This window comes from Pseudomonadota bacterium (assembly GCA_039033415.1).
Taxonomy (GTDB): Bacteria; Pseudomonadota; Gammaproteobacteria; order Xanthomonadales; family SZUA-38; genus JANQOZ01.
This window is the reverse complement of record JBCCCR010000022.1, coordinates 16,843-28,101: the sequence shown is the minus strand read 5'-3', so window position 1 is coordinate 28,101 and position 11,259 is coordinate 16,843. Positions and strand designations below refer to the sequence as shown.

Here is an 11,259-nt window from a genome sequence, read left to right as displayed (position 1 = left end):
CTTAGAGGCAAATGTAAATTTTTCCTACCGCTGGCGTTTGGGGGTGACCGGACCCTTCGGGCCGATTAAGCTCAATTCCTGCCGGTTTACGACTAGGAAACACCATGTGCGGAATTGTGGGCGCTATTGCCCAGCGGGACGTCAAGCTGATCCTCATGGAAGGGCTCAAGCTGCTGGAGTATCGGGGCTACGACTCCGCCGGCATTGCGATCATCGAAGCTGACGGCTCGCTGGAACGCCGCCGGGCGGTTGGCAAGGTGGCGGCGTTAGCCGAAATCCTGGAAAACGAACCGCCGCAGGGTACGATCGGCCTGGCTCACACTCGTTGGGCCACACACGGCTCACCCTCAGAAAGCAACGCACACCCCCACTTTTCTTCACCCCGGATTGCCGTGGTCCACAACGGCATCATCGAGAACCATCTGGAGCTGCGGAAAGAGCTCGAAGCCGCCGGCGTTGAATTCGAATCGGAAACCGACAGCGAAGTCGCGGCTCACCTGATTCGCGACCGGCTGGAGAAAGGGGCACCAGACCTGCTGTCCGCCGTGCGGGACGCGGTGACCGTCCTCAAAGGCGCCTACGCCCTGGCGGTGGTGGATTCGGAGAACCCGAACGTGCTGGTCGGCGCTCGCCTGGGGTCACCCATGGTGATCGGCGTAGGTCTCGGCGAGACGTTTCTCGCCTCGGACGCCGGTGCCCTACTTCCGGTGACCCAGCGCTTTGCCTTTTTAGAAGAAGGTGACGTTGCCGAGCTGACCCGCGACGGCTTCAAGGTGGTCGACCGCGACGGTGAGGCGGTCAGCCGTGAGCTGAAGACCTCAGCCCTGTCGATGGACGCTGCCGACAAAGGCACCTACCGGCACTACATGCAGAAGGAGATTCACGAGCAGCCGGACGCGATCGCCAACACGCTCGAAGGCCGGCTGGCAGATTCGATGGTGCTGGAGAGCACCTTCGGCCCCGAGGCCGCAACGGTGCTGCCGAAGGTCGAGAACGTGCAGATTGTCGCCTGCGGGACCAGTTACCACGCCGGGCTGGTAGCACGCTATTGGATCGAGGCCATGGCCAACATCGGCTGCAACGTCGAGATCTCCAGCGAGTTTCGCTACCGCGACTGCCACGTGCCGCCGAACACGCTCTTTCTGACCATCTCCCAGTCTGGCGAAACCGCCGACACCCTGGCGGCACTCAGCCGAGCCAAGGAGCTCGGCTACCTGGCAACCATGTGCATCTGCAACGTGCCCGAAAGCTCGATCGTCCGCCAGTCGGATCTGGTGATGATGACTCGGGCCGGGGCTGAGATCGGCGTGGCGTCGACCAAAGCGTTCACCACGCAGCTGGTGGCGCTGTTTCTGCTGGCGATTGGCCTGGCCAAACACCGCAACCCCGAGCTCAAAGAGGGTGAGTATGTCGATCAGCTGGCCCATTTACCCGGCCAGATTCGAGACGTGCTGGAAACCGAAGCTGAGATCGCGAAGATTGCTGAGCAGTTTGTTGAGCACGACCACGCGCTGTTCCTCGGCCGCGGCACCGCCTATCCGATCGCGATGGAGGGCGCGCTCAAACTCAAAGAGATTTCGTACATTCACGCCGAGGCCTACGCCGCCGGTGAGCTGAAACACGGCCCGCTCGCCTTAGTGGACGAGGCCCTCCCGGTGGTGGTCAGCGCGCCGAGCAACGACCTGCTGGAGAAGCTGGTGTCCAACCTGCAGGAAGTGAAGGCACGAGGCGGCAGGCTCTATCTGTTTGCGGACAAAGGCGTGGACGTGCCGGAGCTGGATCAGATCCAGGTGATCTCACTGCCCACCGAAGCCGGCATCCTGGCGCCGGTGCTGCACACGGTACCGCTGCAGCTGCTGGCCTATCACGTGGCCGTCCTGCGAGGCACAGACGTCGACCAGCCGAGGAACCTTGCCAAGTCGGTCACCGTGGAATAACAGATCACCGCTTTCCGTCTTGTTGTGTACTCACCAAAAAAATTGGGGATAAGACAGAGACCTTGGGTTTAGTCGACATAGTCTGAGAATAAAGCCGCGACGTGGAGGAATGGTTGGAAAAATGACAACGGAAGACTCCACAGGCACTGTTCATGCCAAGGATTGGATATGCGCGGCGCAGGCCAATTCGTGGATGCACATCAAGGCTGGTCAAGGCGCCAAACATGGCTTATCCGAAGCAGACTACAACCAAGAGTTAGCCCAACGCCCGAATCATTGAACAGCTTTTTGAGGCGGTGGCAAACACTGAATCTTGGGCGAACCTAAAATATGGCCCCGAAATCGGGCTCTATCGTCATTTGACTCGCCCCGAAGGATTCAAACCTTCGACCAACTGGTTCGTAGAAGTATCAGCGGCTATTTAGCTTGTGAGTCTTTTGTCGAGGCTTAACAGCCAAGAGTCGATATCGATAACAGGTTGCGGCCTGTTGGATAAAACTATTTAACAGGCTATAATCTGTTTTTTAAACTCCAATCTACAGACTATAGCCTTATGAAACTTCGAAACAGGGCCAGAGACTCCCTAGATTCGCGCCTTGATTGGCTGCGGCCCGTGGACCGTTTTCAACGTCCACCAAAAGGTTGGATTAGGGCCATACGAGATGCTTTGGGTATGTCGGGTCCCCAGCTCGCCCGTCGAATGGGGATAACTCAGCAAAGTGTCCAAGATATGGAGAAATCAGAGGCCGCAGAAAAAGTACGCTTGGAGACTCTGCGGCGAGCGGCGGACGCGCTTGACTGTGTGCTGGTCTACGCATTGGTTCCAAAAAAACAACTGCAACAGATGGTCGAAGACCAAGCTAGAAAGATCGCTATTGATCACTTGTCCAGAGTCTCACACAGCATGGCTCTCGAAGACCAAGCTGTTGCGAATGACGACCTGGAACTCAGAGTCCAAGAATTTATCGACAACTCATTAGGTCAACGCGATCTGTGGAATGGGAAGAGACGGATCTTTTCGAAGAACCTGACGGTGCGACGCCCCTAGACCCAGACGAAAGCACGGGTCTACTCCTTTCATGGGTAACGACTCGAGCGGACCTGAATGTCGCAGAGCAAGACAATATAGATTCTGCTGTAGCCTGGACAATTCGCCAACGTAGTTCTGACTTCCTGACTGTGGATTACGCGATAAAACTGCATAAGCGCATGTTCGGTCAGGTTTGGGCTTGGTCAGGCACCTTCAGAGAGACTGAAAAGAACATCGGTATCGCGCCACATAGAATTGGTCAAGAGATGGCGACCTTATTCGACAACGTTCGCTACTGGGTAAGCGCCTCAACCTTCAGCCATGATGAGATATGTATTCGCCTACATCATCTGCTGGTATACGTGCACCCCTTTCCAAACGGAAACGGGCGACATGCTCGGTTAATGGCAGACTTGCTGGGAGGGCAGCTGGGAATTGACGTGTTTACCTGGGGCAGCGCGTCCTCGTATCAGGTCAGCGAGCTTCGCAGAAGCTACATCGCGGCTCTACAGGCCGCAGATGCTCACGACTACGACCCGCTTTTGCTTTTTGTGAGAAGCTAAACGGTCAAGCTCGATAAAACAGGTTGGGTAACTCCCAAACTTTCGTGTTATTCCCATACACTATCCGGGGTGCACACTTAGACTAAACCTTCCACCTGACCTAGCCAGTAAACAAAAGAGCGGTGGCACTTGCCGACGGCTCTTGACCCCAAGCGGACAAACCTGAGCAACTCCGCCCTAATCTATCGGGCGACCTAAGCCTTGGCCTACTGCGCTGACAAACGCTGACAAAAGGTGAGGTCGGCGTCGCGTTGGCACAGGTCCGGTGCGCCGCGCGCCCGCCAGTAGTCGTAGAAGCCCAGCCTCTCAATGAGGTCGGCGAACTCCGCTCGCTTTCGGGTATCTCCGCCATACTCGAAGAACAGCACCACAGAGGTCTCGAAATGACCGCCTGACGATTCCTGATCCAGGATTTCGAGCGCCGGGTCGATCATGCCGACGCGGTCCAGCATATGAAATGCCAGCCAGCCGGGCAGACCGTTTCTATAGGCCTCATTGACTTCGCTCGGCAGTAAGGCGCTGTCCGAACGTTTTGCCTCACGGACATCGATATAGGCGAGTAGCGTTGACTCGAACGCCTCGAAAGGCGTCTTCTCCATCCACGCGCGAGCAGCCTCATAGTTGTCGTTTTCCATCACGACCAACCACCGACCCACCCAGACTATCGGGGTCTCAACACCGAGGCTGAACCACAGGTAGTCCAGCATCTCCTGCGCCTGCTCGACGTGGCCAAGCTGGTAGTGGTTCATGGCGATTTCGCTGAGGATGGGCGGCGAGTTGGGTTCCAGCGCCAAAGCCGCGTTCGTCAGTTTCACCGCCTCATTGATGAATCCGACCTCGCGGTAGTGCCCGGCGAACCACAACAGCAGGCTGGTGTTGTCGGGGTCAACCTTGAGCGCTTCGCGATAGATTCTTTCCGAAGACAGCCAGTCACCCCGCCCCTTCGCGACCGAGGCCATGACGGATCGTGCCTCAACCAAGGTGGCGTCGAGCTGTAGCGCCCGATCAGCGGCCAGCAGGGCCTCATCCGTCGCCTCGGATGCGCTCACTTCGTCAGAATAGGTCGGCAGCGTAATCCATGCGGTGGCCAGCGCTGACCATGCTTCCGCGTAGGTGTCATCCCGTTCCACCGCCTGAGTGAGCAGCTTGACGGCCTGCCGATTGGGTCCTTCTCCCCGCTGGCGCCAAAGCGCGCTACCGCGCTTGTAAAGATCGACGGCAATCGGGTCTCTCCCGACATCCGGACCGACCAGGGCCGGTCGGGGCCAGATAGCGATCATGGCGACCACCGCTAGCACGGCCGATGCGAAGACACCCAGGGCAAGCCTGCTGCTTTGTTGGCTCCCCGGCGCGAGCTCCGCCGGCGGCGCGGGGGAAACGTCAGCACGCGAGCCAACCCAGGTATCCAGCTCTGCAGGGAGGGCAAATACCGTGCTGCGCCTCTCATGCTGCTGGCGATGCACCGGCAGCTGCTCCTCTCGCTCCCACCGTCGGGCGGTTCGCTCACTGCAGCCAAGGTAATTCGAGATTCGCTTCCAGCCAATCAGGCGTGACTCAAGACCTTGATCGCCGGTCGATTCGGTTTCAGACATCCAATCTCCAGTGGATTAGGCCACTGCGCCTCAAGGCTAACGGATGCGGCTATGCCGGCCAAGTGCGGCCAACAGCGGCAACCGGCCGGTCAACGGGCCCGCCGCCGTTGCCGCGCCCCGGTTGGCCGAGGTGAACTACAGCCAAATCCACAGAGGAACCCGCCATGCTTCCGTTCCCCCACGCTCATTGGTACGTGCTCTCATTCCTGTTAATGACTTTTCTGGCTTTCATGCCAGGCTACTTTGCGGTGCTGCCGACAGCACCGTGGGTGCACCATCTCCACGGCATCACCGCCACGATGTGGATTGTCCTCGTGGCCACGCAGAACTGGACCGCCCATCACCGCAAGTGGAACTGGCATGTTCGGGCCGGCATGGCGAGCATGGCGCTGGTGCCGGTTTTCACGGTCGGTGGGCTGTTGGTGACGCAGCACATGCTGCGAACCGAGTCGGTGTTTAACCAACTCTTCGGTCACGCGCTGTCGGCGGCCGATCTGTTGGTCTCTGCCGCGTTTGTTGTGCTCTATACGCTGGCGCTACGGAACCGGCGTGACCCGGATCGACACGCACGCTACATGCTGGCGACCGTAATCCTGCTGGCAGGGCCATCGCTCGGCCGGTTTTTTGCCGGCTACGTGCCTGGCTTTCTGGTGCGGAGCCTGGAGACGTTGCCAAAATTCGGCGACGCGCTAAATGCCGCCTTCATCACCGCAGTGGCCTTCTGCGCGCTATTGATTGTCAAAGACCGGGCTCGTGCCAAACCGTTTGCCCCGTTTGTATGGGCATTGCTCACAACCATCGCCATGTTCCTCAGCTACCAGGTCATCGGGCATCACGCGTCGTATTTGCCAGTGGCCAACTGGCTTGCAGACCTGCCGATGCTGCATGTCGTGGTATTTGGACTCGTGGCATCCAGCGCTGCGATTGCGTGGGGCTGGCTGAACCCACGGAGCCGAAAAGCTGTTGGCACCCGGCCCGGCAGGGGCATAGCGGCCAGTGTGACGTGAAGGCGTCATTTCATCTGGCAGGTCGCTCGGTCGGCGAAACTTAGAATCAGTGGCAACTAGGCGATTGCGCTGACTATGCCTGAGAGCGTGAATCAAGAGCGAAGCGTGGCGCCTCTTTCGCACCACTTGGCTTCGGATTATGGCGGGTAGGCGTCACACAGGGTCGTCCACAGGGTTAGCAAGGACGTGACTAGCACTTCACCGACCTGGTCCGGATAGGAGCCGTAGCCGACCATCAGCAGCTCACGCTCAACGTCCAGCATCGCAAATTGACCATGAATGCCCAGCATGGCCAGCTGGGTTGCCTCACCATTCATGACGTAGGTCTGGTTGCGGTAGTAGCCTTCAGCAAACAGCGGATAGTAACTGCCGCGTTGCCACGCCTCGCGCAGCTCGGCCCCGGGGCTAAGGATATCCCTTAGATAGGCTGCCGGAACCACCGGCGCCCCTTCGAGGTTTTTGCCTTCGTTCAGAAACAGTGACGCCCACCGCGCAAAATCCCGCAGGGTGAGGCTGAGCTGGCCCTCGGTGACCGCTACACCACTGGCGTCGAGGTTGAGCCAGGCGTCCTGCTCTGCGCCGATATGTTGGTACACCCGGCTCTCCAGCAGTTCAGCAACACTCTGCCCGTACACCGCTTCGGCAATCAGGCCTAGCGCGTTGGTCATAGGTGAGGCGTAGTTGAAGCGATAACCCGGCTCACTCTCCAGGTCGTTCATATGCTGCTTGATCCAGGCGTAATAGCCGGGCGGCGTGTCGGCCGTCGGCGGGTAATACCCCGTAGCGCGAAAATAGCTCCAGCAGATGCAGTCCGGGTCGTCGTAGTGTTCCTCGTAGCGCAGCCCGGTGCGCATATCCATCGCATGCTGGACCGAGATGTGCTGCCAGGCTCTTAGCTCAGCCAGCTCACTCAGGTATTTTGCAACGGACTCCTGTGGATCCACCAACCCTTCATCGATAGCCATCCCCAGCAGCACCGTCGTGAGTGATTTGGTGGTGGAGTGATTCACGTGCCGGTCGGTCTCTCGCATGCCGTTGCGGTAAGACTCGTGCACCACCTTCCCTTTACTCATCACCAGGAGTGCATCGTTGAACAGGCGTCGCTCCAGCAGCTGGCTGGCGCTCAGCTGCCTCTCGGTACCCGGCTCAGGAATGCGCAGCGCATCCATGTCCAGCCCGCTGGCTGCATACGTCAGCGGTATCGGCGTAGCGGGGGCCCGGATAACGTCGGTGTTCCAAAAGCGGGCCATGGCCCGCTGGCTGTAGGCCAGGTGTGTCGGCGCATCCCAGTTGGACCAGTTGATGCCGAGCTCAGCGTTGATAACGCGATCAGCCGAGCCTGGCTTGAGTCTCTCAACCATCTTCTGTCCCCGGTATACCTTCGCGGCCCGCCCATAAGATCGCCGAGACAAACAGCAGGAGGCTGACCACAACCGCAAGCCCTGCCAGCCAGTTAACCGCGGCCAGGCTGGACTCGGTCACCAGCATGGCCGCAATGCCCGGACCAATGGCGGCCCCCAGGCCGTGAAACGCCGGACTAGCCGCCACGCCCCTGCCCGTACCATCCACCGCGTTGACGGCCGAATACTGAAAGGTGAGCGAAAAATTCCAGGCGAAGTTGTAGAGCACCATAGCTGTCACGTAAGCCGTCAACGACATGCGGCTGTCCAGCAGCCAAAGCGCCACCAGCGTACCGATCGCCGCAAAAGCCAGGGGCCCCAGCCTGCCGAAGCGCTCGCCCAGCCATGCGGCGCAAAGCGCTCCGGGGATTCCGGTAGCGACACCCACAGCCAGACTGTTCCCAATCTGACTCCCGGTGAAGCCTGCCAGCACCGCCATCCGCTCGACGTAGGTCCACACCACGCCAACGTTGAGAAAAAAGAACAGGCATCCACCGAGGGCAAGCAGCAGGGCGGGTTTAAGCAGGCTGGCTGAGTCATCAACTGATGCTGCCCTCGCCTTCCCGCTCCGAGGCAGAATGAGCACTAGCGCCAGTCCAACCGCTTCCAGCAAGAAAAAGACGCCCAGCATGCCGTCGATGCCCGCGCTGGCGACCAGGCGAGGAAACAGCAGCATGCCAACGACCTGAAAAGAGACCTGAGCGGCGATCGACAATCCAAACCCGCGATCAGCGTTCTTCCGGTCGGAAAGCGCCGTCAGCGCCAGCGAATAGGTGGCGCCGCCACCCAGCGCAGCCATCGCCTGCAGCAGCATGAACATCGTGGGGTTATCCACCACAATTGAGAGCCCCATCGACACCAGCATCAAACTCAGGGTGACAAAGCCGGCGAGACGCCAGGGAACTCGGCGGACCAGCACCATCATCGCGATGGAACTCACCGCTGACCCCAGCGCAACGCAGGCGGACAACACGCCTATCTGCGAGGCGCTGATCTGCAAAGAATCGGCCGCGGCTCCCACGTAGATGGGCAACACAAGAAAAGCGGCGACGGCAATTACCGTCAGGCCAATCGACGCGAGCAGCGCTCCGGCGGATTCGACGGCTTGGTCATTCTGGTTAGCTGATGCGGCGACCGTCATGGTTTACCCAAGAAATGTTCTCGGGAAGCGCTGACGAACGTGCGCAACAGAAGTAAACGTCGAAGCTGACCCATCATCGGAGCTTACTCGCCTCCAGTGCCGCTTGTGGCCGGTGCCGGCCATGTCAGCCCTGACCAAAGCGTGCCCAACAGCACGAGGTAGCTCGAGACGAGCGCGAGAAAGAGTCCAATGGGATGGTTCGGGACAACGCCTTGCCACAGCAAATAGCCAAGGTAGATCGTCGCAACGGTGTTGACGAGCAGCACAGTTGGCAGCCAACGGCGCTTTCCCGCCCAGAACGCGATGCAGGAGCCGGAGTTAAGAAGTCCAGTCGCCAGCAACAGCACGCCAGGAAAAAAGAGTCCGACAAGTCGATCTGAACCTTGCCCGTCGATGACCGTTGGCCAAATGGCCGCAAAATGACCGAAAGCTCCGGCGATCAGAAAAACGCCAAGTAGCCCGCCATACACCGACGCTACGTTGTACAGCGAATTCTTGAGCGGTGGCTGACTAGAACCCGACATCACGATCTCCCGCCTTGGCCAAACCGCATTCATAGGCAAACACCACGGCCTGCGCGCGGTCACGGAGGCCCAGTTTGGACAGCAGGCTGGACACATGAGACTTCACGGTTGCGGCGCCGATACACAAGAACTCCGCGATCTCGACGTTGCTCTTGCCCGCAGCTAGCGCCTCAAGCACCTCCCGCTCGCGCGACGTTAGCCGCTCAAGCCGCTGCGCAAGATCTCGGTTCTGATCCGGCTGGCTGACAAATCGAGCGATGAGTCGGCGAGTGACTTCGGGAGCGAGCATCGCGCCACCGGCCGCTACCGTTCGCACGGCGGCGACCAGCTCTTCCGGGGCCGTGTCCTTGAGAATAAACCCGCTCGCCCCGGCACGGAGCGCCCGGAATACGTAGTCGTCCGGGTCGAACGTGGTCAGAATGATGATACGGGTGTTGTCGTCAGCGCCGTCCAAGATGCGCGCCGTCGCCTCCAGGCCGTCGAGCTCAGGCATTCGAATGTCCATCAGAATGATGTCGGGCCTCAGTTTGCGGGCGGCCTCGATCGCCTCCAGACCCGTGCCCGCCTCGGCGATCACCTCGATGTCTTTCTCGTTCCCGAGCACCAGCGCAAAACCACGGCATACCAGCGCCTGATCGTCCACCACCATCACGCGAAGCATCAGCGCACCACGACTTCGATGGGCAGTTCGGCATGCACCACAAATCCACCGTCCGATCCTTCGGCAGCGCGAAGCGATCCACCCAGCAATTCGGCGCGCTCGCGCATTCCGGTTATCCCCTGACCGCCCGTCTTGCCAGGATCGCTGCCTACGCCGTTGTCGTTTACCGAGACGACCACACAGTCGTTTCGCCGTTCGATGGCGATAGCAACCTGTACCCCCTCCCCCGCATGCTTCATCACATTGGTTAGCGCTTCCTGCACGATGCGGTAGACGCTGAGCTGAAGACGAGACGGCAGCCCCGCTAGCGGACCGGTCGTTGCCAGGTGCACGGTGAGCCCAGCGTCGCGGACCTCGCGGACCAGTGCCGGCAAGTCGGCGATACCTGGCTGTGGGCCCAAGGTCTTCTCCTGGCCTGCCGGGCGCAGAACGCCAAGCAGATCACGCATCTCGGCCATGGCGTCACGCCCGGCCGTTTCCACGGCGGCCATAGCATCCAAAGCGGCGTCCGGATCTGACGCGCCAACGGTCCGCGCGGCGCCGGCCTGCACGGTCATCAGGGACAGCTTATGAGCCACGACGTCGTGCATCTCGCGCGCGACGCGGTTGCGCTCGGCTACAACTGCACGCTCCGCTTCGACATGCTGTTCGCGCTCAAGCTGAGCAGCACGATCTTCGAGTAAACGCAGGTATTCGCCGCGAAAGCGTAACCGTCGCCCGGCGTACCACAGGCCGACCCAAACCGCGGTCGTTACGACTCCGCTGACGCCTGGCGCGACCGGCAAACCCTGTTGCACTGCCAGAAAGACGAGGGAGCCGCTGGCGGCGATCGTGCTGATGCGGCTATCAGTCTCGTACCGACCGAGGCTGTAAAGCGACAGCGCCAGCGGGGCCAGACCATCGATTGACGGCGCGAACAGCAGCAGGATGCCCGTCAAAACAACAACCGCATGCACCTGCCATGGGTGACTGCGGCGCCAAAGCAACGCCAGGCAGGCAACAAAGCCAGCGAGGAAGACACCGATGTCGGTAAAGGTGCCCAAGATCGGCTGCGAAGCGCGCCACGACCAGCTCGCCAGCGTCAGGGCCAGCGCGGCCGCTGCAAGCAGGGCGTCGGTCAACTGCGGCCAGCGCTGGAGCGGACCTTGAAACGGTCGCCATACGCCCATGCCGGGCACCGTACGATCTGGCGTCGCGTCAGGCACACCCTTCCTCTGGACAGCGCTGGCAATCGACATATAACTGTTGCTTCACGCTGGAAGACTAAACCACCGGCGTTCCCGATGTCATGCAACCGAAGCGGGAGGCTTTGATCGGTGATGTCCTCCTTTTGGGGGAGCCGCCGTTCCGCCGCCCGACCGATGTATTCGACGCCCGCGAAAGGCACGCTGTTCTTAACCCAAC

11 protein-coding genes are annotated in these 11,259 nt (G+C 60.2%); 5 read left to right on the top strand and 6 right to left on the bottom strand.

Going from position 1 to position 11,259, the window contains the following annotated elements:
• Positions 1-104 precede the first annotated feature (104 nt).
• From glmS to AAF358_17580, 4 genes are all read left to right on the top strand, one after another.
• Positions 105-1,937 (top strand): glutamine--fructose-6-phosphate transaminase (isomerizing), encoded by a 1,833-nt coding sequence (gene glmS, locus AAF358_17595; GenBank protein ID MEM7707377.1) that lies wholly within the window; start codon positions 105-107, stop codon positions 1,935-1,937.
• A gap of 121 nt (positions 1,938-2,058) precedes the next feature.
• The gene (locus AAF358_17590; GenBank protein MEM7707376.1) at positions 2,059-2,217 is read left to right on the top strand and encodes a hypothetical protein; all 159 of its coding nucleotides are present in this window, start codon (positions 2,059-2,061) and stop codon (positions 2,215-2,217) included.
• A gap of 273 nt (positions 2,218-2,490) precedes the next feature.
• Positions 2,491-2,985, top strand: a complete 495-nt coding sequence (locus tag AAF358_17585) for a mobile mystery protein A (protein MEM7707375.1) — start codon at positions 2,491-2,493, stop codon at positions 2,983-2,985.
• Positions 2,931-3,530, top strand: coding sequence for a mobile mystery protein B (locus tag AAF358_17580; protein MEM7707374.1), 600 nt, complete (start codon positions 2,931-2,933; stop codon positions 3,528-3,530). Before AAF358_17585 ends, AAF358_17580 begins: the two co-directional genes overlap by 55 nt.
• 206 nt (positions 3,531-3,736) lie before the next feature.
• Here the strand turns inward: AAF358_17580 and AAF358_17575 are convergent, their stop codons facing one another.
• Positions 3,737-5,122, bottom strand: coding sequence for a hypothetical protein (locus tag AAF358_17575; GenBank protein ID MEM7707373.1), 1,386 nt, complete (start codon positions 5,120-5,122; stop codon positions 3,737-3,739).
• Positions 5,123-5,286: 164 nt separating this feature from the next.
• Between AAF358_17575 and AAF358_17570 the strand changes: the two genes are divergently transcribed.
• Complete coding sequence (locus AAF358_17570; protein MEM7707372.1) at positions 5,287-6,129, top strand: hypothetical protein; 843 nt, start codon at positions 5,287-5,289, stop codon at positions 6,127-6,129.
• Positions 6,130-6,266: 137 nt separating this feature from the next.
• Here AAF358_17570 and AAF358_17565 read toward each other — a convergent pair whose 3' ends face one another.
• From AAF358_17565 to AAF358_17545, 5 genes are all read right to left on the bottom strand, one after another.
• On the bottom strand, positions 6,267-7,490 hold the full coding sequence (locus tag AAF358_17565) for a serine hydrolase (protein ID MEM7707371.1): 1,224 nt from the start codon (positions 7,488-7,490) through the stop codon (positions 6,267-6,269).
• On the bottom strand, positions 7,483-8,670 hold the full coding sequence (locus AAF358_17560) for an MFS transporter (GenBank protein MEM7707370.1): 1,188 nt from the start codon (positions 8,668-8,670) through the stop codon (positions 7,483-7,485). Before AAF358_17560 ends, AAF358_17565 begins: the two co-directional genes overlap by 8 nt.
• 83 nt (positions 8,671-8,753) lie before the next feature.
• Positions 8,754-9,194: a hypothetical protein gene (locus tag AAF358_17555; GenBank protein ID MEM7707369.1), complete on the bottom strand. Its 441-nt coding sequence runs from the start codon at positions 9,192-9,194 to the stop codon at positions 8,754-8,756.
• The gene (locus tag AAF358_17550) at positions 9,181-9,858 is read right to left on the bottom strand and encodes a response regulator transcription factor (protein MEM7707368.1); all 678 of its coding nucleotides are present in this window, start codon (positions 9,856-9,858) and stop codon (positions 9,181-9,183) included. Before AAF358_17550 ends, AAF358_17555 begins: the two co-directional genes overlap by 14 nt.
• Positions 9,855-11,093 carry a sensor histidine kinase gene (locus AAF358_17545; GenBank protein MEM7707367.1) on the bottom strand — a complete coding sequence of 413 codons (1,239 nt, stop codon included), beginning with the start codon at positions 11,091-11,093 and terminating at the stop codon, positions 9,855-9,857. The genes AAF358_17550 and AAF358_17545 overlap by 4 nt, the downstream gene beginning before the upstream one ends.
• Positions 11,094-11,259 lie beyond the last annotated feature (166 nt).